Consider the following 22,588-nt stretch of genomic DNA (forward strand, 5'->3'; position numbering starts at 1 on the left):
GCGGGGCGCGCATGGGCGGCAGTGAACGCACTGTTGGATGTCGTACCTGTTTGCCAGGCTGGGCCCATGGCGAAGGTTTTTGGGCACATTGAGGGTCACCCCGTCGGCTCGCAGTATCGGTGGCGCAAGGAGGTGAGCGCGGCCGGGGTGCATGCCCCGCTGATCGCCGGCATCCATGGCAACGCGTCAGAGGGCGCTGACTCCATCGTGGTGTCCGGTGGCTACGCCGATGATCGGGACTACGGCGATGTGATCATCTACACCGGGCATGGTGGCCAGGCGAACGGGCGCCAGGTCCGCGACCAGGAGATCGATGCATCGGGGAACGCCGGCCTCGTCAAAAGCGAGCTCGAAGGCAACCTGATCCGGGTCATCCGAGGCGCCAACAACCACTCGGAGCACGCGCCTTCCTTGGGCTACCGCTATGACGGCCTTTTCCGGGTGGAGTCGCACCACAGCAAGGCCGGGGAGAACGGCTACCGGATCTGGCAGTTTCGGTTGGTCGCAGTGGACGCCATGCCTCCCGAGCAGCCGGTGACCCCGTTCCATGGGGACGCCGACCATGAGCCAGCCGCCAGACGCGCCTCAACGGTGCAGCGGATCGTTCGGAAGAGTTCAGTCACCCAGCTTGTGAAGAAGTTCCATGAGGGGCAGTGCCAGATGTGCGGTCAGGTACTGCAGGTACCGGGAGGCTCTCCCTATAGTGAAGGGGCGCACATTCAGGCGATTGGTGAGCCGTACAACGGACCCGACGTGCCTGAGAACGTGCTGTGTCTCTGCCCCAACTGCCATGTGCTCTTCGACTATGGCGCACGCTATTTGACCGATGATCTCCGCATCGTCGATGGGCTGACCCAGCAGCTTCTCGGCAACTTGCGGACACACCCGCGCCATCGCATCGACAGTCGCTTCGTGGCGCAGCACCGCGGGCGTTGGATCTCGGGCAGCTGAGTGCCACCGTCTCGCCCTCAGGCAGCAGCTGTGGGCGGTACGGCTTCCGTAGGAGTGAGGCGATTTGCTTTGAGCCAGGACTCGTAGCGCCAACGCAGGGCCTCTTGGTGGGGAAGCCTGCCCCTGCGATCGAGGTGAGGGGCCTTGATTCCCAATGCGGCGATGGTTGGGCCGGAGGGCGTGGTCATCACCTCGAGCGTTTCGGGGTGGATGGCGAACAGATGAGCATCGAGGGCCCGATGCAGTGCAGCGTTGAGCACGATGCCGTTGCGAGGATCGGAGCTGCCGTTGGCTGCGTCGGGGCGGAGGTGGGCGGCTTCGAGCATCGCGTACACAGCCAGACCGGAGAGCGGGCACACGGCGCCGTAGCGCTTGAACACTTCGAGCTTGAAGCGTGCTTGGTCCGGCCGAGTGGTAACGGTGCCGGTGCGACGGCGACGGCGGTTGCCTTCTAGCTCGAACGGCCTGTCATCCAACAGCTCCTGGTCGAGGATTTTCGCCGGCGGTGTGCTGCCAAATGACACGAGGAACCGCTCGAGGCGGTCGTCCCAATCGGCAACCCAACCGAGGCGAACGGAACGGAGGTCTCCTCGCTGGGAAACCACAAAGACGGGAAGAGCCAACTCCGCGGCAGCCTTGCTCGCGGCAATTTCGGACCTGTCCTGGCCGGGACGTCTTGTCCGCGGGTACTGGTAGAGAGCGGAGTCATCGTCGATCTCGTCCGGGTAGTGGATGCCGGTGTGCATGAGGCCGATGGTGACTCCAGCTGGGTGGAGGCTGCCAGTACGCTCCTTGTCCACCCAGATCCCGCGGTAGTTGTCGAAGGCATGGACTGCGCGGACATCGCCTGCCTGAAGCAGCCCGTTGCGGTCGGCTCTGGCCTGGAGGTTTCGCAAGATCGACAGTCGCCAAGCCCGCTCCTCCTCGACGGTCGAGGGTTGGCCATCGCGCAGTTGGAAGCCGAGAGACTGCAATACAGCGGGGCCCGTGGTGCCGTGGAAGCTCTGACCGGGGTTCGGCTCCAGCGAGGAGTACTGGTGGGTGTGCGCTGCCACGATGAGACCGTCGGCCGCGTACAGTCGCCCCTCGTGCTCCACGAACTGGCGCGACGAGTTACCTGATCCATAGCGCTTGCCGAAGGTGTACTGGCCGAGTTGATCGGAGTGGGCGATAGCCCACCGCACTGCCTCTGCATCAGGCAATTGATCGGTGCTCACAGGCGACTCCTTGCTCCGGCGACTTGGTGAGCTTACGGTCCGGACTCGTGAGCAGGCCTTGAATTTTCGGTTGCTAGATGAGTACGACCCGAAGCCCCGCGTCCCGTGCGGGAGGCGGGGCTTCGGAGTCTCACAAGCAGCCTGGTCAGGCGGACTTGGCCTTGGTGAAGCGGGCGGTCACGTCGGTCCAGTTGACGACGTCCCAGAGGCGGGTGACGTAGTCGGGGCGGACGTTCTTGTACTGCAGGTAGTAGGCGTGCTCCCAGGCGTCGAAGGCGAGGAGCGGGGTGGTGCCCTGGCCGACGTTGCCGTGGTGGTCGTAGACCTGCTCGACGATCAGGCGCTGCCCGAGCGGCTCCCAGGAGAGGATGCCCCAGCCGCTGCCCTGGACGCCGGTGGTGGCGGCGGTCAGCTGCTTCTTGAAGTGGTCGAAGCTGCCGAAGTGTTCGGCGATGGCGTCGGCGAGCTCGCCCTCGGGGCGGTCGCCGCCGTCGGGGGAGAGGTTCTCCCAGAAGAGGGAGTGCAGGACGTGGCCGGAGAGGTGGAAGCCGAGGGTCTTCTGGAGGCCGACCAGGCCGCCGAAGTTCTCCTTCTCGCGGGCCTCGGCGAGCTGTTCGAGCGTGGTGTTGGCGCCGGCGACGTAGGCGGCGTGGTGCTTGGAGTGGTGCAGCTCGAGGATCTCGGCGGACATCGCCTTCTCCAGAGCCGAGTAGTCGTACGGCAGATCGGGGAGCGTGTACTGACCCATGAGTAGAGGGCTCCTAGTCGCTGTGCAGTGAAGCAGTGAGGTGTGTACGGCGTGCCGGGGCAACACTATTGCGTATGGCTTGCAATTACATCCGAAGGGCATCAGAGTGTGTCGCGGGGTGGCCGGCCCGTGGCCAGCCGTCTGCTGAAGTGCGTCCCGGCCACCGCGCCGGGAGTCCTCCGCCCGTGCTGATCGTCTTCCCAACCGGCGCCCGCCGGGACGTCCGGGCCGCCACCCCCGCCACCGGACAAGGGCAGTGAGACTCCGTCAGGTGCAAACCGGGACACGCCGGGCATCCCGCGCCCCCGCGAACCTGACGCTCCGCCACTTACGCTCGCGAATGTGTTCAACGTGCCCCAGGCGCTGAAGCGCCTCGTGATCGGCAAGGCCATGCGCAGCGAGGAGCTGGGGGAGACGCTGCTGCCCAAGCGGCTGGCCCTGCCGATCTTCGCGTCCGACCCGCTCTCCTCGGTGGCCTACGCGACGCAGGAGATCCTGCTGGTCCTGACCGTCGGCGGCACGGCGTTCCTCTACCTGACGCCGTGGATCGCGGTGGCGGTGGTGGCGCTGATGGTGGTCGTGGTGCTGTCGTACCGTCAGGTGGTGCACGCCTACCCCAGCGGCGGCGGCTCGTACGAGGTGGTGTCGACCAACCTCGGGCCGAGCCCGGGCCTGGTGGTGGCGGCCTCGCTGCTGGTCGACTACGTGATGACGGTCGCGGTGTCGGTCGCCTCCGGGGTCGCGAACATCATCTCGGCGCTGCCGAGCCTCGCGGACTACCGGGTCGTCATGGCAGTGGGCTTCGTGGCACTGCTGACGGCGATGAACCTGCGCGGCGTACGGGAGTCCGGCAACGCCTTCGCGGCGCCGACGTACCTCTTCATCGGCGGCATCCTGATCATGGTGGTCACCGGCCTGGTCCGCTACCTGCTCGGGGATGCGCCGGTGGCCGAGAGCGCCCAGTACGGGATCGCGCCGGAGCACGGGCACGAGACCATCGCCGGGTTCGCGCTGCTGATGCTGGCGCTGCGCGCGTTCGCCTCCGGCTGTACGGCGCTGACCGGGGTGGAGGCGATCTCCAACGGTGTGCCCGCGTTCCAAAAGCCGAAGTCCAGGAACGCCGCCACCACCATGGCCGTGATGGGGATCACCGCGATCGTGATGTTCTCCGGCATCACCACGCTGGCGCTGGTCGCCAAGGTGCACATCACCGAGGACTCCTGCCGGTTGATCGGCTTCACCGGGGACTGCGGGACGGCCCAGCAGACCGTGATCGCCCAGCTGGCCGCCGCGATCTTCGGCGGCGACCACAGCATCCCGTTCTACCTGGTCCAGGCCGTGACGGCGCTGGTGCTGATCCTGGCCGCGAACACCGCCTTCAACGGCTTCCCGCTGCTGGCCTCGATCCTGGCCGAACACCGCTACCTGCCCCGCCAACTGCACACCCGGGGCGACCGGCTCGCCTTCTCCAACGGCATCATCGCGCTCGCGCTGGTGGCGGGCGGCCTGCTCTGGCTCTACGACGCGGACGTGACCAGCCTGATCCACCTCTACATCCTGGGCGTCTTCACCTCCTTCACGCTCTCCCAGATCGGCATGGTCAAGCACTGGAACCGCACCCTGCGGACGGACCGGCCCGCCGGGCCGGTCCGGCGCCGGGCGCACCGGGCCCGGGTGATCAACGCCCTCGGCGCGGTGGTCACCGGACTGGTGCTGGTGATCGTGCTGGCCACCAAGTTCACCCAGGGCGCCTGGCTCGCGGTGGTCGCGGCCGTCCTGCTCTGGCTGATGATGCGCGGCATCCGGCGCCACTACGACCGGACGGCCGAGGAGCTGGCGGTGGACGACCCGCACGCCGAGTCGGTCCGCCCGGCCCGGGTGCACGGCATCGTGCTGGTCTCCAAGGTGCACAAGCCGACCCTGCGGGCGCTCGGCTACGCCCAGGCGTTCAAGCCGGACACCCTGGAGGCGCTCACGGTCTCGGTCGAACGCGACAGCACCGACGAACTCCTGCGGCAGTGGGCCGAGTTCGACCTCCAGGTGCCGCTCAAGGTGCTGGACTCGCCGTACCGGGAGATCACCCGACCGGTGGTCGGCTACGTCCGCTCGGTCCGCCGCGACAGCCCCCGGGACGTGGTCGCGGTCTTCATCCCGGAGTACGTGGTCGGCCACTGGTGGGAGAACGCCCTGCACAACCAGTCCGCCCTCTGGCTGAAGAGCCGGCTGCTCTTCACGCCCGGCGTGATGGTGATCAGCGTCCCCTGGCAGCTGAACTCCTCCGCGGCGGCCAACCACCCGGTCCCGCGCGCCCCCGGTTCGGTCCGCCGGGGCGAGCCGACCGGCCCCAGGAAGAGCTAGCCAACCCCCGACCCTCAACCGGAGAGCCCCGCCGACGCCTACCCCGGCGTGTTCTGCCGGGGCAGCGCCAGCGCCACCGTGTCGGCGAACTCCCGCACCGCGCTGGTCCGGCTCACCACCCGGCCGCTGTGGATCACCAGCCGGCTGTGCCCGCCTGCCAGTGCCCCGGCCAGCGAGTCGCCGCGGACCGCCAGCAGCTCGGCCGGGAACCCGGCGTCGACCCGGACGGGCTGGAGCCCGAGGGTGATCCGGGCCTGGTTGGCGATCGCCTCGTACGCCGCCTCCGGGCTCAGCCCGCCGCCGGCCGCCAGCAGGTACGCCGCCTCCAGCGGATCGGCCCGGCCGACCGGGTTGGCCAGGTCGCGCAGGCCGCCCGCACCGGCGCTGAGCGCGAGGCCGGCCTCGATCAACTCCCGTACCAGGAAAGGCCGCAGCGGAGCCGAAGGCCCTTCGATCCCGACGCAGCCGCCGTTCTGCGGCAGGCAGACCACCCGCAGTCCGGCGCCCGCCAGCACCGCTGCTCCGCCGTCCGCCAGCGCGTTCACCGGGCCGACCGTGACCCGGGGGCGCAGCGGGGCCAACACGCTGACCAGTCGGGCGAGTTGGGCCGGATCGGCGCCGGTGGTGTGCAGGTCGACCGGGCAGTCGGCCTCCTGGGCGGCCTCCAGCAGCACCTGGACGTAGCCGACCGGGTCGGGGTCCAGCTCCGGGCAGCCGCCGGCCGCCGCGGCGCCGAGCTTGAGCGCGTCCCGCAGCTGGGCCCGGCCGTCGGCACCGGCCCGGCCGGTGAGCAGCCGGGGCATCGCCACGGCCTGGAGCTCGGCCAGGCCGCGCAGCGCCTGCCGGGCCGTCAGGACGGCCTCCAGTCGGCGCAGCCCGTGCACGTCGCCGATCCGGACGTGGGTGCGCTGGGCGGTGGCGCCGTACCCGAGCGCGGTGAGCGCGCCCTCGGTGACCCGGCGAATCAGGTCGGCGGGGGTCTCCGGCGGCGGTGTGGGCAGCGCGGCCGAGAAGGCGACGTCGTAGTGGGCGTGCGGTTCGGCGGGGGCGGGCAGCAGCAGGTAGCCGCCGAGGTCGATCCGGGCGCCGGTGGTGCTGGTCGGGCTGCCGGGTGTCGCGGGCAGCGGGCCCAGGCCGCCGGCGGTGCCGACCGCCTGGATGCGGTCGCCGCTGATCCGTACGTCCACCACCCGGCCGTCGGTGAGCCGCGCGTTGGCGAGCAGGAGGACGGGGCCGTGGCCGAGCGGGTTGGGGGTCTTCTGCGATCCCTCACCCGGGTGCGGTCCCTCGGCGGGTGCGCTGTCCGCGGTCATCGGCCGGCTCCTCGCTGCCCGGCGGCCTCGGGGCGCCCCGGGAGCCGCAAGATCACTGAGGGTCGAGCCTATGGCGAGGAGGGCCGGGGCGCTCGGAGGCTGGCAATAGTCGTATCGGGTCGGGGCGCCCGCCGCCATGGGTTCCGAGGCGTCATCGAACGCAGGTGCTGCACAGGAGCGCCCGTGCGGGCCGCCCACCTGCGATCTTCCGGGCCGGATACGGATTTCACCTCTGGCCGGGAAACGTGTAATCTCTTCCTCGTTCGCCCCTATAGCTCAGTCGGTAGAGCGTCTCCATGGTAAGGAGAAGGTCTGCGGTTCGATTCCGCATGGGGGCTCTGGTGAGAAGCAGTCGGACTTCGGTCAGGCTGACGGATCATCAAAGCGGTGTAGCTCAGTTGGTAGAGCAAGCGGCTCATAATCGCTGTGTCACCGGTTCAAGTCCGGTCACCGCTACCCCGCGTAGTCGGTCGGGAGATCGAACTCCCGATCGGCTACTCTTGTTGTGTCATCACTCATTTTTTCAGGAAGGCACTCCCGTGGCTGCCACCGACGTCCGCCCGAAGATCACGCTGGCCTGCGTGGAGTGCAAGGAGCGGAACTACATCACCAAGAAGAACCGGCGTAACGACCCGGACCGTCTTGAGATGAAGAAGCACTGCCCCCGTTGCAACTCGCACACCGCGCACCGCGAGACCCGCTGACCCCGCAAGGCGTCGTCGGGCCTGGTGTGATCAGGCTCTTGGCTCCAGGCCGTGTCCCGCAAGGGGCACGGCCTGGAGCTTTTTCTCGTTTCCAGGCATGTCTGCACTAACTGTGTGACCCACTGTCAGAGGAGTAGCCCATGGCCCTCGACCCCTCGTTCATCGGGCGGACCTACCCGCCCACCGAGCCGTACGAGGTCGGCCGCGAGAAGATCCGCGAGTTCGCGACCGCGATCGGCGACGCCAACCCGGCGTACACCGACGTGGAGGCCGCGAAGGCGCTCGGGTACCCGGAGGTGATCGCACCGCCGACCTTCCCGTTCGTGATCACCTACCGGGCCGCGGCCCAGGTGGTGAACGACCCCGAGCTCGGGCTGGACTACACCCGGGTCGTCCACGGCGACCAGAAGTTCAGCTACAGCCGCCCGGTCCACGCGGGTGACCGGCTCACCGTCACCGTCGCCATCGACGCCATCAAGTCGCTGGCCGGCAACGACGTGCTGACGGTCAGCGGCAAGGTGCACGACGAGAGCGGCGAGCACGTGGTGACCGCGATCATGACGCTGGTGGCCCGGGCCGCCGACCAGGCGGGGGAGTGACCAGGATGACCATCAACTTCGACCAGGTCGAGGTCGGCACCGAGCTGCCGGCCCAGTCCTTCCCCGTGACGCGCGCCACGCTGGTCCAGTACGCGGGCGCCTCCGGTGACTTCAACCCGATCCACTGGAACGAGAAGTTCGCGGTCGAGGTCGGCCTGCCCGACGTCATCGCGCACGGCATGTTCACCATGGCCGAGGCGATCCGGGTGGTCACCGACTGGGTCGGCGACCCGGGTGCGGTGGTCGACTACGGCGTCCGCTTCACCAGGCCCGTGCCCGTCCCCAACGACGGCACCGGCACCGTGATCGAGGTCACCGGCAAGGTGGCCGCCCTGCTGGACGACCGTCGGGTCCGGGTCGACCTGCTGGTGAAGAACGGCGAGAACAAGGTGCTCAACATGTCCCGCGCGGTGGTTCAGCTCGGCTGACACCGGGTCCGGGGGCCGACCTGCCCGCAGGGCCGGGCGGCCCCCGTACGCTGGGGGCGTGCTTGTTGAACTGGACGCTCCCCTTGCCCCGCTGACCACCCTCCGGCTCGGCGGCCCGGCCCGTCGGCTGGTGACCGCCACCACGGACGACGAGGTCATCGAGACCGTCCGGGCCGCGGACGCCGCCGGGGAGCCGCTGCTGGTGATCGGCGGCGGCTCCAACCTGGTGATCGGCGACCGGGGCTTCGCCGGGACGGTGCTGCGGATCGCCACCACCGGCTTCGCCCTGGACGGGACCGAGCTGGAGCTGGCGGCCGGCGAGGTCTGGTCCGAGGCGGTGGCCAGGGCGGTGGACGCCGGGCTGGCGGGCATCGAGTTCCTGGCCGGCATCCCCGGCTCGGCCGGCGCCACGCCCGTGCAGAACGTCGGCGCGTACGGCCAGGAGGTGGCGACCGGCATCACCGAGGTGGTCGCGTACGACCGCCGGGCCGGCGAGACGGTCGTGCTCTCCAACGAGGAGTGCGAGTTCTCCTACCGGCACAGCCGCTTCAAGGCCGACCCCGAGCGGTACGTGGTGCTGCGGGTGCGGTTCCGGCTGGAGGACGCCGACGGGCTGTCCACGGCGGTCCGGTACGCGGAGGTGGCCCGGACGCTGGGCGTCGAGGCCGGGGAGCGGGTCGACCTGGCGACCGCCTACAAGACCGTGCTCGGGCTGCGGGCGGGCAAGGGCATGGTGCTCGACCCGGCGGACCACGACACCTGGTCGGCGGGGTCCTTCTTCACCAACCCGGTGCTGACGGCCGATCAGTACGCGGCCTTCCTGGCCCGGTTGGGGGACCGGAGCGCACCGGCCTACCCCGCGCCGGGTGAGTGCACCAAGACCTCCGCCGCCTGGCTGATCGACCAGGCCGGTTTCGGCAAGGGCTACGGCACCGGCCCGGCGACCCTCTCCACCAAGCACACCCTCGCCCTCACCAACCGGGGCGCCGCCACCACCGAGGACCTGCTGGCCCTGGCCCGCGAGATCCGCGACGGCGTCCGGACCGCGTTCGGGGTCGACCTGGTGAACGAACCCGTGATGATCGGCGTCGCCCTCTAGGTAGAGGCTGCGGCGGCCGGCTAGGAGTTGAGCCAGGCGTCGACGTCCGCCAGCAGGAGCTTCTGGACGTCCTCCGGCGCGCGCGAGCCGCGGACGGACTGCCGTGCCAGTTCCGCGAGTTCGGCGTCGGTGAAGCCGTGCACGTCGCGGGCCAGCTCGTACTGGGCGGCCAGCCGGGAGCCGAACAGCAGCGGGTCGTCGGCGCCCAGCGCCATCGGGACGCCGGCCTCGAAGAGGGTCCGCAGCGGCACCGCCTCGGCCCGCTCGTAGACGCCGAGCGAGACGTTGGAGGCCGGGCAGACCTCGCAGGTGATCTGACGGTCCGCCAGTCGCTGCATCAGGCGCGGGTCCTCCGCGGCCCGGACGCCGTGCCCGATCCGGCCGGCCCCGAGGTCGTCCAGGCAGTCCCGGACCGACTCGGGCCCGGAGAGCTCGCCGCCGTGCGGGGCGGCCAGCAGCCCGCCGGCCCGGGCGATCGCGAAGGCCCGGTCGAAGTCCCGGGCCAGGCCCCGCCGTTCGTCGTTGGAGAGGCCGAAGCCGACCACGCCCTGGTCGGCGTAGCGGACCGCGAGCCGGGCCAGCGTGCGGGCGTCCATCGGGGACTTCATCCGGTTGGCCGCGACCAGCACCCGGATGCCGACGCCGGTGCTGGCGGAGGCGTGCCGGACGGCGTCCAGGATCAGTTCGAGGGCGGGGATCAGGCCGCCGAGCCGGGGGGCGTACGAGGTCGGGTCGACCTGGATCTCCAGCCAGCGGGAGCCGTCGAGGGCCTCGTCCTGGGCGGTCTCCAGCACCAGCCGGCGGATGTCGGACTCGTCCCGGAGCACTGAGCGCGCGGTGTCGTACAGCCGCTGGAACCGGAACCAGCCCCGCTCGTCGGTGGCCCGGAGCTTCGGCGGCTCGCCGGAGCTGAGCGCCTCGGGCAGCCGGACCCGGTGCTTCTCGGCCAGCTCCAGCAGGGTGGCGGGTCGCATCGAACCGGTGAAGTGCAGGTGCAGATGGGCCTTCGGCAGGCTCCGTACATCACGCTGGCGTTCCATTCACGAATCCTGCCGCATCAGCACCCCGAACGGGAACCGCCCCTTTCACATCCCTCGAAGGGGTGAAAGGGGCGGCACCGGGGAAGCGACGGGCCGTCAGGCCTTCGCCTCGCCCAGCAGCTTCTGCATCCGGCCGATGCCCTCGGCCAGGTCGGCGTCGCCGAGCGCGTACGAGAGCCGCAGGTAGCCGGGGGTGCCGAAGGCCTCGCCGGGGACGACCGCGACCTCGGCCTCGTCCAGGATCAGGGTGGCCAGCTCGGCGGAGGTCGCCGGGCGCTTGCCCCGGATCTCCTTGCCGAGCAGGTCCTTGACCGCCGGGTAGACGTAGAAGGCACCCTCGGGCTCGGGGCAGAACACGCCCTCGATCTCGTTCAGCATCCGCACGATGGTCTTGCGGCGGCGGTCGAAGGCGGTCTTCATCTCGTCCACCGCGGCCAGGTCGCCGGAGACGGCGGCCAGCGCGGCGCGCTGGGCCACGTTGGAGACGTTGGAGGTGGCGTGCGACTGCAGGTTGGCGGCCGCGTTCACCACGTCCTTGGGGCCGATCAGCCAGCCCACCCGCCAGCCGGTCATGGCGTAGGTCTTGGCCACGCCGTTGACCACGATGCACTTGTCGGCCAGCTCGGGCAGCAGCGCGGGCAGCGAGGTGAAGGTGGCGTCGCCGTAGACCAGGTGCTCGTAGATCTCGTCGGTGAGCACCCAGAGGCCGTGCTCCAGGGCCCAGCGGCCGATCGCCTCGGCCTCGGCCTCGGTGTAGACCGAGCCGGTCGGGTTGGACGGCGAGACGAAGAGCACCACCTTGGTGTTCTCGGTGCGGGCGGCCTCCAGCTGCTCGACCGAGACCTTGTAGCCGGTGGTCTCGTCCGCGACGACCTCGACCGGGACACCGCCGGCCAGCTTCACGGCCTCGGGGTAGGTGGTCCAGTACGGCGCCGGGATGATGACCTCGTCGGCCGGGTCAAGGATCGCGGCGAAGGCCTCGTAGATGGCCTGCTTGCCACCGTTGGTGACCAGCACCTGGGAGGCGTCCACCTGGTAGCCGGAGTCGCGCAGCGTCTTGGCGGCGATCGCGGCCTTCAGCTCCGGCAGGCCGCCGGCCGGGGTGTAGCGGTGGTTCTTCGGGTCCTGGCACGCCTCGACGGCGGCGTCGACGATGTAGCCGGGGGTCGGGAAGTCCGGCTCACCGGCGCCGAAGCCGATCACGGGGCGGCCGGCCGCCTTGAGGGCCTTCGCCTTGGCGTCCACCGCGAGGGTGGCGGACTCGGCGATGGCACCGACACGGGCGGAGACGCGGCGGTCTGCGGGGCGGGGGGTGGGAGCGCTCATGCCGCAATCGTTGCAGAGTCCCCACGGCGCGGGTACGGCGGTTTCAGCATGCGTACGGATCCGTCCACTATCCGTACCCGCAGGCGGGCGGTCGGTGAATGGGGTTCGACCAAACGCCCCGGAACACGTACACTCACTGCTCGATGGCTCCCGAAGTGCGGCTCCACCGGTGCGTAACTCACGCAGCGGCCCGGATGCGGTAGGTTGGTGGTCATCTCCGGAGCCGCAAAGCTCCGTAGGGCAATAGCTCAATTGGTAGAGCACCGGTCTCCAAAACCGGCGGTTGGGGGTTCAAGTCCCTCTTGCCCTGCTGCTTGAACCGTACCCAGCCCGTTCGCTCGACAGAGCGAGCGGGCTTGATGCGGAGAGGGCCCCATCGCACTGCATTCGCCGGATCGCCCGCACCCACGCGAAGCGACGCTCGGCAGGACCCGGATTCAGGTGAGGACGAGTGACGGAGACCACGGGCTCCACCGCAACGCCTGAGAGCGGCAACCCCGACGGCGCGGAGACTTCCGCCGACGTCAACGACCAGGTGCCCTCGCGTCGCGACCGTAAGCGTGGCAAGAAGGCCGAGGGGAAGCGGGCCAAGAAGGGCCTCTTCGCCCGGACGGCGCTGTTCTACCGCCAGATCATCGCGGAACTCCGCAAGGTGGTCTGGCCGACCCGCAGCGAGCTGACCCAGTACACCACCGTCGTGGTGGTCTTCGTGGTCGTGGTCATGGGCCTGGTGGCCAGCATGGACTACGGCTTCTCCAAGCTCAGCCTGTGGGTGTTCGGCTGATCGGCCGTCACCTCCCAGCTCCATCCCGACCCGGGCCGTGCAAAACGGTCCGGGTCGAGCTGTCGGCGCACTCAGGGCGATCCCGCTACCGTTGACTCGGTACTGTGGAGGTATCCGAGTCGTCCCCGCAACGTGCCCGCGAGGGTGCCGGACAGCCCGGAGCCGTTCCAACTCACATCCCAGGAAAGAAGCAGCCACCGTGTCTGAGTCCCCCCTGTACGACGCCGACGAGACCGTCCGCGAGGCGGATGTCGCGGCCGAGGCTGCTGACGTCGAGGACGCCGAGCAGATCCTGGACGCGGTCGACGCCGACCAGGACGAGGTCGAGGCTGCGGACGAGGCCGAGGCGGGCGTGCCGGCCGAGCAGGACGCGGTGCACGAGCTGGCCGAGGACGAGCTGACCGAGGACGAGGACGACGCGGAGGCCGAGGACGAGGCCGCTGCGGAGGACGAGACCGAGGTGGAGGCCGAGGACGCCGCCGAGGAGGAGACCGAGGACGCCGAGGCGGCCGAGGTCGAGGCGGAGGACGAGGTCGAGATCGACCCGGTCGTCGCGTTCCGGGAGCAGCTGCGCACCGCGCCGGGTGAGTGGTACGTCATTCACACCTACGCCGGGTACGAGAACCGGGTGAAGCAGAACCTGGAGCAGCGCTCCGTCTCGCTGAACGTCGAGGACTACATCTTCGAGTCCGCCGTTCCGCAGGAGGAGGTCGTCCAGATCAAGAACGGCGACCGCAAGACCGTCCGGCAGAACAAGCTCCCCGGCTACGTGCTGGTCCGGATGGACCTCACCCCCGAGTCCTGGGGCGTCGTGCGCAACACCCCGGGTGTCACCGGCTTCGTCGGCAACGCCTACGACCCGTACCCGCTGACCCTGGACGAGGTCGTCAAGATGCTCGCCCCCGACGTGGAGCGCGACGCGGCCAAGGCGGCCGGCAAGGCCTCGCCGCACCGTCCGGTCGAGGTCCAGGTGCTCGACTTCGAGGTCGGCGACTCGGTCACCGTCACCGACGGTCCGTTCGCCACCCTGCAGGCGACCATCAACGAGATCAACCCGGACTCGAAGAAGGTCAAGGGCCTGGTGGAGATCTTCGGCCGCGAGACCCCGGTCGAGCTGTCGTTCGACCAGATCCAGAAGAACTAGTACAGAGTCTTCGAGTCAGGGGCGGAGCCGAGGCTCCGCCCCCGACTCGTTTTGGTCCAGGCCGCATCAGCCGTTAGCCTGGTCTGATGTGTGTCCTGCCCGGCCGGGTGTCGCCCCGGCTGCGGACGCACCAGTAATCCACTCTCGGAAGGACCCGGAGAGCATGCCTCCCAAGAAGAAGAAGGTCACGGGGCTTATCAAGCTCCAGATCAAGGCCGGCGCGGCCAACCCGGCTCCGCCGGTCGGCCCCGCGCTGGGTCAGCACGGCGTCAACATCATGGAGTTCTGCAAGGCCTACAACGCTGCGACCGAGTCGCAGCGCGGCATGATCGTGCCGGTGGAGATCACGGTCTACGAGGACCGTTCCTTCACCTTCATCACGAAGACGCCGCCGGCCGCGCGCCTCATCCTGAAGGCCGCGGGCGTGGACAAGGGCTCGGCCGAGCCGCACAAGACCAAGGTCGCGAAGCTCACCAGCGCCCAGGTCCGCGACATCGCCACCACCAAGCTCCCCGACCTGAACGCCAACGACCTGGACGCGGCGGAGAAGATCATCGCCGGCACCGCCCGGTCGATGGGCATCACCGTCGAGGGCTGAAAAGCCCCCTAGTCCACCGTGGTAGGGCCTGCGCGGCCCGTCCCACGAACTCCATTCACCTTCAGGAGAAGCAGTGAAGCGCAGCAAGGCTCTCAAGGCCGCGGACGCCAAGGTCGACCGCGCCAAGATCTACGCTCCTCTCGAGGCCATCCGCCTCGCCAAGGAGACCTCCACCTCCAAGTTCGACGCGACCGTCGAGGTTGCCATGCGCCTGGGTGTCGACCCGCGCAAGGCCGACCAGATGGTCCGCAGCACCGTGATCCTCCCGCACGGCACCGGTAAGACCGCTCGGGTCCTGGTCTTCGCGACCGGCGAGCGTGCCGAGGCCGCGCGTGCTGCGGGTGCCGACATCGTGGGCTCGGACGAGCTCATCGACGAGGTCGCCAAGGGCCGTCTGGACTTCGACGCCGTCGTCGCCACCCCGGACCTCATGGGCAAGGTCGGCCGCCTCGGCCGCGTGCTCGGCCCGCGTGGTCTGATGCCGAACCCGAAGACCGGCACCGTCACCCCCGATGTCGCCAAGGCTGTCAACGACATCAAGGGCGGCAAGATCGAGTTCCGCGTCGACAAGCACTCGAACCTGCACTTCATCATCGGTAAGGCCTCCTTCACCGACGAGCAGCTGGTCGAGAACTACGGCGCCGCGCTGGACGAGGTCCTCCGGGCCAAGCCGTCCGCCGCCAAGGGCCGTTACATCAAGAAGACCGCGGTCTCCACCACGATCGGCCCCGGCATCCAGGTCGACCCGAACCGCACCCGGAACCTCCTCGTCGAGGAGGACCCGGCCGCCGTCTGAGCCTCCGAGCTCCAGCGGTAACCGTGTTCAACGGGCCCGCACTCCCTTTCGAGGGGGGTGCGGGCCCGTCGGCGTATGTACATCAATTAGAGTCCGCATGCCGAGATCCGAACGAGGGGGACTGCCATGCGGGACTTGCGGACCATTGCCGTCGCGGCGCTGCTGCTGGGGGGCCTGACGGCCTGTGGCGCGAGCGGAGGGGCGTCGGACCAGGCGGCCAAGCCGTCGGTGTCGGCCACGCCCTCGGGCAGCACGGCGGCCACCGGTACGGCGGCGCCCGAACCCGGTGCCTCCGCCCCGGCCACCGCCACCCCGGGCGCGGGCCAGGCCCCGGCGCCCACCGGGGCACCGAAGGACGTCCTGCTGGCCGCCGCCGCCGTGATGGCGAAGGCGGGCAGCGCCGGCCTGGTGGTCAGCGCCGGGGGAGCGGAGAGCGGCGGCGGTGCGCTGCGCTGGGGCCAGCCGGCCGCCGCCGACCTGAGCTTCAAGGTGGACGGGCAGGACGCCAAGCTGCGCTCGGCCGGCGGCGTCAGCTACGTCGGCGCCCCGGCGGAGACCTCCGCACTGGCCGGCGGCCGGCACTGGATGAAGGTGGACGCCGCCGCCCCCGCCAACGGCGCGGGCCTGTCGGCCGGCGGCGAGGACGCCCGGGCGCTGGCCGTGCTGATGAAGGCCCTCGACCCCGCCGTACCGCTGGCGGTCGGCGCGGCCAGCGCGGGGCTGGCCAAGGCCGGGGTCGAGCAGGTCAACGGGGCCGAGGCGGTGCACTACCGGGCCACCGGGGTGGGCCAGGCCCTGGTCGGCGCGATGCTCGGGCTGACGGAGGACCAGAAGAACCAGGCGCTGGCCGTGCTGGGCCGGGGCGACATCGCCCTGGACCTGTGGATCAACGGCCGGAACGAACTGGTCCAGCTCCGCACCGCCGACCTCACTCCGGTCCGGGCCGCCGAGATGACGGTCCGTTACACCGAGCTCGGCAAGGCGCCCGAGGTGGCCGCCCCGCCGGCCGCGGATGTGTTCGACGTCGCAGATCTGCTCAAGGGCTTCGGGGGCTGACCGGCCCGTGACAGGGTGGCGGGGGCAACGGCGGCAGCAGGAGGACGGGATGACGGCAGGTCGGGGGTCGATGGCCGCGGCGGTCGCCGTGCTGCTGCTCACCGGGGTGGCCGGCTGCGGTGGCGGCCCGGCCGACCGGCCGACCGCCAGCCCCTCGGCCAGCAGCTCCCCGACCGGCCTGCCGACCCCCACCGACCGCTCGCCGCGCGGCGTGCTGCTCTCCGCCCAGCTGGCGATGACCGCCGCGCGCCGGGCCGAGTTCTCCTACCGGCTGGACGGCGAGCAGGCGAGCGGGATGCTGTTCTGGGCGCCGAAGACGGTGCTCAAGCTCAAGTACCCGCACAGCGACGAGCAGCTCATCGTGCTGGACACCACCGCCTACCGGGGCGGCGACCGGGCCACCGCCGACCGCACCGGCGGCCGGCACTGGGAGAAGTTCAGCTCCCCGGGCGGCCAGCGCGAGATCCCGTACGCGGGGCTGGTGGACCGGATCAACCCGATGGTCGCGCTGACCGCCGCGGTCGCCGCCGACCAGCCCCGGCTGCTCGGCGAGGAGGACCTGGGCGAGAGCACCGCCCAGCACTACCGGGTGCTGCTGAGCACGGACCGGTACGTCGCGGCCCAGACCCAGCTCACCCCGGCCCGGCAGCAGGCCCTGCGGGCCGCGCTGGCCGAGGACGGCGTCCGGGAGCTCACCCTGGACCTCTGGCTGAACGACAAGGACCAGCTGGTCCAGCTCCGCCGCAGCGGCGCCGGCGGGCCGGAGGACACCCTGGCGTACAAGGAGCTCGGCGGCGCGCTCTCGGTGCAGGCCCCGGCCGAGAACGACACCGTGGACGCCGGCGGCCGGAGCCTGCCGCCGCTGCTCTCCTGACGGATTTGGCCGTTTCGCGGCCGGTCGAGTACGGTGGGGGCTGCCAAAGACCGCTGGTTGTCGGCCGCGCCCGCAAGGGTGCTGACGACCGAAGGATCCGCGAGTGATCGCGGGCAGCCCGCGCAGGAGTGTTTGGAGCTTGGACTTCCGGTCCGTGCGGCTTGCCGCCTGATCGTTGAGGTCATTCAGAGCCCCGTGCGCCTGCGCACCGGGGCTCTCACTGTTTCTGCAGAGCTTCCTGGCCGGTGGTTTGAGGCGTTGAATGGTCGACTGTTCCAAGGTCGGCCTGACTTCGACATCACGGAAGGAGGCGTAAGCCTATGGCAAGGCCCGACAAGGCTGCTGCCGTCGCTGAGCTCACGGACAAGTTCCGTACCTCGAACGCGGCGCTGCTGACCGAGTACCGCGGTCTCACGGTGAAGCAGGTCAAGACCCTGCGTCGCTCGCTGGGGGACAACGCCCAGTACGCCGTGGTGAAGAACACGCTGACCAAGATCGCGGCCAATGAGGCCGGGATCTCCGAGCTGGACGACCTGTTCGCAGGTCCGACGGCTGTCGCCTTCGTCACCGGTGACCCGGTGGAGTCGGCGAAGGCTCTGCGTGACTTCGCCAAGGAGAACCCCGCTCTCATCATCAAGGGCGGTGTCCTTGACGGTAAGGCGCTGTCCGCCGATGAGATCAAGAAGCTCGCGGACCTCGAGTCCCGCGAGGTGCTGCTCGCCAAGCTGGCGGGTGCCCTGAAGGCCAAGCCGTCTCAGGCTGCTGCCGTCTTCCAGGCCCTGCCCTCCAAGCTCGTCCGTACCGTGGACGCGCTTCGCGAGAAGAAGGCCGAGCAGGGCGGTGCCGGTACGCCGGCTCCCGCCGCCGAGGACGCTGCCGCCGAGTAATCGGTGGGCTCACGCCCTCGCTGCGGGCCCGTACGCCCGCCAATCCGTACATCCGGCACCACCTGCCGATTTAGTGGAAGGACGCCATCATGGCGAAGCTGTCCCAGGACGACCTGCTCGCGCAGTTCGAGGAGATGACCCTCATCGAGCTCTCTGAGTTCGTGAAGGCGTTCGAGGAGAAGTTCGACGTCACCGCCGCCGTGGCCGTCGCCGCGGGCCCGGCCGGCCCGGCCGCCGTTGCCGAGGTCGCTGAGGAGCAGGACGAGTTCGACGTCATCCTCGAGGGCGCTGGCGACAAGAAGATCCAGGTCATCAAGGAGGTGCGCGCCCTCACCTCCCTCGGCCTGAAGGAGGCGAAGGACCTCGTTGACGGCACCCCCGCCACCGTCCTGGAGAAGGTTGCCAAGGACGCCGCGGAGAAGGCCAAGGCTCAGCTCGAGGCCGCTGGCGCCAAGGTCACCGTCAAGTGACTCAGTGCCCCCTCTGAGGGGGCGCGGAGCCGGGCCGATCACCCTTGCGGGTGGTCGGCCCGGCTTTTTTGCTGCCCGGATCCCGGCGCCGGCCGGGCCCCCGGCGCCCGAGGTGACTGTGTACTGGGCCACTGTCGGCAGGGGCCGGTAGGGTGATCGCTGTCGTCGGGAGCGGCTCCCACCACGTCATCTGTAACGCGGTGGCCTGCTCGGACGATGAACAGCACGAGGTCCGCACTCCGGTGAGGGCCTTGACGAACTCCACCGGGCGCGCGATTCTCAAGGCGCGCCCCACAGGAGGCGAGTCCAACCGGTCGGTGTGGCTCCGGATGCATATTCGGTGGCCCCGACGGGAACTGACTCTTCGTGAGGTGCGGTGGCCCGGAGCGTCCGGGGCACGGCGGAGCGGTATGAGGGGAGTCTCCGATTCGGTCTCCGAATCAGAGCTTGTCAGCAGTGTGCCTTTTGGCTACACTGTCCCTTTGCGCTGCCTGTTAGCTGCTCCGTGACTCGTCGCCCGGAGTTCGCATTGCCCTGAAGGGGTCTGGCACTGCCTCCGCAAAGCGGCTCTGACCTGGGAGATCCTCCCGGCTGAGACCCACGGCGCCGGGGGTGGGACCAAACCCGTCGAGGCCGGCCGGTACGCGCGCAGTGAGCTCCGAGCCCTCGGAAGGACCCCCCTCTTGGCCGCGCCGCGCAACGCCTCGAACAACGCTAATTCCACCGCCCCGCTCCGCGTTTCCTTCGCGAAGATCAAGGAGCCCCTCGAGGTCCCGAACCTCCTGGCCCTGCAGACCGAGAGCTTTGACTGGCTCCTCGGCAATGCGGCCTGGAAGTCTCGTGTCGAGGCGGCCCTGGAGAGTGGTCAGGACGTCCCCACGAAGTCCGGTCTGGAGGAGATCTTCGAAGAGATCTCCCCGATCGAGGACTTCAGTGGGTCGATGTCGCTGACCTTCCGCGACCACCGTTTCGAGCCGCCGAAGAACTCGATCGACGAGTGCAAGGACCGCGACTTCACCTTCGCGGCCCCGCTCTTCGTCACGGCCGAGTTCACCAACAACGAGACCGGTGAGATCAAGTCTCAGACGGTCTTCATGGGCGACTTCCCGCTCATGACCCACAAGGGCACCTTCGTGATCAACGGCACCGAGCGTGTCGTGGTCTCGCAGCTGGTCCGCTCCCCGGGTGTGTACTTCGACTCCACCCTGGACAAGGTGTCCGACAAGGACATCTTCTCCTGCAAGGTCATCCCCTCGCGTGGTGCCTGGCTGGAGATGGAGATCGACAAGCGCGACATGGTCGGTGTCCGCATCGACCGCAAGCGCAAGCAGTCGGTCACCGTGCTGCTGAAGGCGCTCGGCTGGACCAACGAGATGATTCTCGAGGAGTTCGGCGAGTACGAGTCGATGCGCGCCACCCTGGAGAAGGACCACACCCAGGGCCAGGACGACGCGCTGCTCGACATCTACCGCAAGCTGCGCCCGGGCGAGCCGCCGACCCGCGAGGCCGCCCAGACGCTGCTGGAGAACCTGTACTTCAACCCGAAGCGGTACGACCTCGCGAAGGTCGGCCGGTACAAGGTGAACCGCAAGCTGGGCAACGCGGAGTCCCTGGACTCCGGCGTCCTCACCGAGCCCGACATCATCGGTGCGATCAAGTACCTGGTGAAGCTGCACGCCGGTGAGACCGACTGGCGCGACGACGAGGGCCGCGACATCGTCGTGGAGGTCGATGACATCGACCACTTCGGCAACCGTCGCCTCCGCAACGTCGGCGAGCTGATCCAGAACCAGGTCCGTACGGGTCTCGCCCGTATGGAGCGCGTCGTGCGCGAGCGCATGACCACCCAGGACGTCGAGGCGATCACGCCGCAGACCCTGATCAACATCCGGCCGGTCGTCGCCTCCATCAAGGAGTTCTTCGGCACCAGCCAGCTGTCGCAGTTCATGGACCAGACGAACCCGCTCTCGGGTCTGACCCACAAGCGTCGTCTGTCCGCGCTCGGCCCCGGTGGTCTGTCCCGTGAGCGGGCCGGCTTCGAGGTCCGTGACGTGCACCCCTCGCACTACGGCCGCATGTGTCCGATCGAGACCCCCGAAGGCCCGAACATCGGTCTGATCGGCTCGCTCGCGTCCTACGGCCGGGTGAACGCCTTCGGCTTCATCGAGACCCCGTACCGGAAGGTCATCGACGGTGTCGTGACCGAGGCGGTCGACTACCTCACGGCAGACGAGGAGGACCGCTACGTCATCGCGCAGGCCAACGCCCCGCTGACCGACGAGCTGACCTTCGCCGAGCCGCGTGTCCTGGTCCGCCGCCGTGGTGGCGAGATCGACTACATCCCGGGCACCGAGATCGACTACATGGACGTCTCGCCGCGCCAGATGGTGTCGGTCGCGACCGCCATGATCCCGTTCCTCGAGCACGACGACGCCAACCGCGCGCTCATGGGCTCGAACATGATGCGCCAGGCCGTGCCGCTGCTCCGCAGCGAGGCGCCCGTGGTCGGCACCGGCATGGAGTACCGCTGCGCGGTCGACGCCGCCGACGTGATCGTGGCCGAGAAGGCGGGTGTCGTCCAGGAGGTCTCGGCCGACTACGTCACCGTGGCCAACGACGACGGCACCTACACCACGTACCGCGCCGCCAAGTTCACCCGCTCCAACCAGGGCACCGCCTTCAACCAGAAGGTGCTCGTGGACGAGGGCGCCCGGGTCGAGGTCAACCAGGTGCTGGCCGACGGCCCGTGCACCGACCAGGGTGAGATGGCGCTCGGCAAGAACCTGCTCGTGGCGTTCATGTCCTGGGAGGGTCACAACTACGAGGACGCGATCATCCTGTCGCAGCGCCTCGTGCAGGACGACGTCCTCTCCTCGATCCACATCGAGGAGCACGAGGTCGACGCCCGTGACACCAAGCTGGGCCCCGAGGAGATCACCCGGGACATCCCGAACGTCTCCGAGGAGGTCCTCGCCGACCTCGACGAGCGCGGCATCATCCGCATCGGTGCGGACGTCGTCACCGGCGACATCCTGGTCGGCAAGGTCACGCCCAAGGGCGAGACCGAGCTGACCCCGGAGGAGCGCCTGCTCCGCGCGATCTTCGGCGAGAAGGCCCGTGAGGTCCGCGACACCTCGCTGAAGGTGCCGCACGGTGAGTCCGGCAAGGTCATCGGCGTCCGCGTCTTCGACCGCGAAGAGGGCGACGAGCTGCCCCCGGGCGTGAACCAGCTGGTCCGCGTCTACGTGGCGCAGAAGCGCAAGATCACCAACGGTGACAAGCTGGCCGGCCGTCACGGCAACAAGGGCGTCATCTCGAAGATCCTGCCGGTCGAGGACATGCCGTTCCTGGAGGACGGCACCCCGGTCGACATCATCCTCAACCCGCTGGGTGTCCCGTCCCGAATGAACCCGGGCCAGGTCCTGGAGATCCACCTCGGGTGGCTCGCCAAGCAGGGCTGGGACGTCTCCGGCCTCGCCGAGGAGTGGGCCCAGCGCCTGCAGGTGATCGGCGCGGACAAGGTCGAGGGCGGCACCAACCTCGCCACCCCGGTCTTCGACGGCGCCCGCGAGGACGAGATCACCGGCCTGCTGGACCACACCACCCTCACCCGTGACGGTGAGCGCCTGGTGAACTCCACCGGCAAGGCCCGGCTGTTCGACGGCCGCTCCGGCGAGCCGTTCCCGATGCCGGTCTCGGTCGGCTACATGTACATCCTCAAGCTGCACCACCTGGTCGACGACAAGCTGCACGCCCGTTCGACCGGTCCGTACTCGATGATCACCCAGCAGCCGCTCGGTGGTAAGGCGCAGTTCGGTGGTCAGCGATTCGGTGAGATGGAGGTGTGGGCCCTTGAGGCGTACGGCGCGGCCTACGCGCTGCAGGAGCTCCTCACCATCAAGTCCGACGACGTTCTCGGCCGGGTGAAGGTCTACGAGGCCATCGTCAAGGGCGAGAACATCCCCGAGCCGGGCATTCCCGAGTCCTTCAAGGTGCTCATCAAGGAAATGCAGTCGCTCTGCCTCAACGTGGAGGTGCTGTCCTCGGACGGCCAGTCCATCGAGATGCGGGACTCCGACGAGGACGTCTTCCGTGCCGCCGAGGAGCTCGGCATTGACCTGTCCCGGCGCGAGCCGAGCAGCGTCGAAGAGGTCTGACGGAGGTTGGGCCGGCCGCTCCACCGAGCGGTCGGCCCG

Annotated in this window: 20 protein-coding genes and 3 tRNA genes; 18 read left to right on the top strand and 5 right to left on the bottom strand. The window is 69.4% G+C overall.

The genetic code is table 11. From position 1 onward, the window contains the following. Positions 1-66 precede the first annotated feature (66 nt). Positions 67-951 carry a YDG/SRA domain-containing protein gene (locus ABT118_RS03975; RefSeq protein WP_350644725.1) on the top strand — a complete coding sequence of 295 codons (885 nt, stop codon included), beginning with the start codon at positions 67-69 and terminating at the stop codon, positions 949-951. Positions 952-968: 17 nt separating this feature from the next. Here ABT118_RS03975 and ABT118_RS03980 read toward each other — a convergent pair whose 3' ends face one another. Further along, entirely contained in the window at positions 969-2,168 is a 1,200-nt protein-coding gene (locus ABT118_RS03980; protein ID WP_350644726.1) for a ScoMcrA-related endonuclease, read from the bottom strand. Positions 2,169-2,313: 145 nt separating this feature from the next. After that, complete coding sequence (locus ABT118_RS03985) at positions 2,314-2,916, bottom strand: superoxide dismutase (protein WP_350644727.1); 603 nt, start codon at positions 2,914-2,916, stop codon at positions 2,314-2,316. Between the two features lie 390 nt (positions 2,917-3,306). Between ABT118_RS03985 and ABT118_RS03990 the strand changes: the two genes are divergently transcribed. Then, positions 3,307-5,274 carry an APC family permease gene (locus ABT118_RS03990; RefSeq protein WP_350645103.1) on the top strand — a complete coding sequence of 656 codons (1,968 nt, stop codon included), beginning with the start codon at positions 3,307-3,309 and terminating at the stop codon, positions 5,272-5,274. A gap of 38 nt (positions 5,275-5,312) precedes the next feature. Here ABT118_RS03990 and ABT118_RS03995 read toward each other — a convergent pair whose 3' ends face one another. Beyond that, positions 5,313-6,587, bottom strand: a complete 1,275-nt coding sequence (locus tag ABT118_RS03995; RefSeq protein WP_350644729.1) for an amidohydrolase family protein — start codon at positions 6,585-6,587, stop codon at positions 5,313-5,315. A gap of 265 nt (positions 6,588-6,852) precedes the next feature. On the opposite strand from ABT118_RS03995, the gene ABT118_RS04000 reads away from it, so the two are divergent. From ABT118_RS04000 to ABT118_RS04025, 6 genes are all read left to right on the top strand, one after another. Then, positions 6,853-6,925 (top strand) — tRNA-Thr (locus tag ABT118_RS04000). A gap of 45 nt (positions 6,926-6,970) precedes the next feature. Continuing rightward, positions 6,971-7,043: transfer RNA gene (locus tag ABT118_RS04005), tRNA-Met, on the top strand. An 83-nt stretch (positions 7,044-7,126) separates the two neighbouring features. Further along, a complete protein-coding gene (gene rpmG / locus ABT118_RS04010) occupies positions 7,127-7,291 on the top strand; it encodes a 50S ribosomal protein L33 (RefSeq protein WP_006604855.1) in 165 nt (54 codons plus the stop codon). A gap of 140 nt (positions 7,292-7,431) precedes the next feature. Next, entirely contained in the window at positions 7,432-7,890 is a 459-nt protein-coding gene (locus tag ABT118_RS04015) for an FAS1-like dehydratase domain-containing protein (RefSeq protein WP_350644731.1), read from the top strand. Between the two features lie 5 nt (positions 7,891-7,895). Continuing rightward, positions 7,896-8,318: a MaoC family dehydratase gene (locus ABT118_RS04020; RefSeq protein ID WP_350644733.1), complete on the top strand. Its 423-nt coding sequence runs from the start codon at positions 7,896-7,898 to the stop codon at positions 8,316-8,318. Between the two features lie 58 nt (positions 8,319-8,376). Continuing rightward, the gene (locus tag ABT118_RS04025; protein WP_350644735.1) at positions 8,377-9,417 is read left to right on the top strand and encodes a UDP-N-acetylmuramate dehydrogenase; all 1,041 of its coding nucleotides are present in this window, start codon (positions 8,377-8,379) and stop codon (positions 9,415-9,417) included. Positions 9,418-9,437: 20 nt separating this feature from the next. Here the strand turns inward: ABT118_RS04025 and ABT118_RS04030 are convergent, their stop codons facing one another. Further along, entirely contained in the window at positions 9,438-10,457 is a 1,020-nt protein-coding gene (locus ABT118_RS04030; protein WP_350644737.1) for an adenosine deaminase, read from the bottom strand. A 96-nt stretch (positions 10,458-10,553) separates the two neighbouring features. Beyond that, positions 10,554-11,783: a pyridoxal phosphate-dependent aminotransferase gene (locus tag ABT118_RS04035; RefSeq protein WP_350644739.1), complete on the bottom strand. Its 1,230-nt coding sequence runs from the start codon at positions 11,781-11,783 to the stop codon at positions 10,554-10,556. Between the two features lie 237 nt (positions 11,784-12,020). Between ABT118_RS04035 and ABT118_RS04040 the strand changes: the two genes are divergently transcribed. The 10 genes from ABT118_RS04040 (at position 12,021) to rpoB (ending at position 22,549) form a co-directional block, all read left to right on the top strand. After that, positions 12,021-12,093 (top strand) — tRNA-Trp (locus ABT118_RS04040). A 141-nt stretch (positions 12,094-12,234) separates the two neighbouring features. Further along, positions 12,235-12,567, top strand: a complete 333-nt coding sequence (gene secE, locus ABT118_RS04045) for a preprotein translocase subunit SecE (protein ID WP_502884460.1) — start codon at positions 12,235-12,237, stop codon at positions 12,565-12,567. 214 nt (positions 12,568-12,781) lie between these two features. Beyond that, positions 12,782-13,711, top strand: coding sequence for a transcription termination/antitermination protein NusG (gene nusG / locus ABT118_RS04050; protein WP_502884483.1), 930 nt, complete (start codon positions 12,782-12,784; stop codon positions 13,709-13,711). Between the two features lie 163 nt (positions 13,712-13,874). Continuing rightward, entirely contained in the window at positions 13,875-14,309 is a 435-nt protein-coding gene (gene rplK, locus ABT118_RS04055) for a 50S ribosomal protein L11 (RefSeq protein ID WP_350644740.1), read from the top strand. A gap of 73 nt (positions 14,310-14,382) precedes the next feature. Continuing rightward, positions 14,383-15,105, top strand: coding sequence for a 50S ribosomal protein L1 (gene rplA, locus ABT118_RS04060; RefSeq protein ID WP_350644742.1), 723 nt, complete (start codon positions 14,383-14,385; stop codon positions 15,103-15,105). Between the two features lie 135 nt (positions 15,106-15,240). Next, positions 15,241-16,161, top strand: coding sequence for an SCO4651 family lipoprotein (locus ABT118_RS04065; RefSeq protein WP_350644744.1), 921 nt, complete (start codon positions 15,241-15,243; stop codon positions 16,159-16,161). Positions 16,162-16,210: 49 nt separating this feature from the next. Beyond that, on the top strand, positions 16,211-17,035 hold the full coding sequence (locus ABT118_RS04070; protein WP_350644746.1) for an SCO4651 family lipoprotein: 825 nt from the start codon (positions 16,211-16,213) through the stop codon (positions 17,033-17,035). A gap of 320 nt (positions 17,036-17,355) precedes the next feature. Beyond that, a complete protein-coding gene (gene rplJ / locus ABT118_RS04075; protein ID WP_350644748.1) occupies positions 17,356-17,922 on the top strand; it encodes a 50S ribosomal protein L10 in 567 nt (188 codons plus the stop codon). Between the two features lie 89 nt (positions 17,923-18,011). After that, a complete protein-coding gene (gene rplL, locus ABT118_RS04080) occupies positions 18,012-18,392 on the top strand; it encodes a 50S ribosomal protein L7/L12 (protein ID WP_350644749.1) in 381 nt (126 codons plus the stop codon). Positions 18,393-19,075: 683 nt separating this feature from the next. Continuing rightward, positions 19,076-22,549, top strand: a complete 3,474-nt coding sequence (rpoB, locus tag ABT118_RS04085; protein WP_350644750.1) for a DNA-directed RNA polymerase subunit beta — start codon at positions 19,076-19,078, stop codon at positions 22,547-22,549. The last annotated feature ends 39 nt before the right edge of the window (positions 22,550-22,588 follow it).

The organism is Kitasatospora sp. NPDC002040 (assembly GCF_040296785.1).
Taxonomy (GTDB): domain Bacteria; phylum Actinomycetota; class Actinomycetes; order Streptomycetales; family Streptomycetaceae; genus Kitasatospora.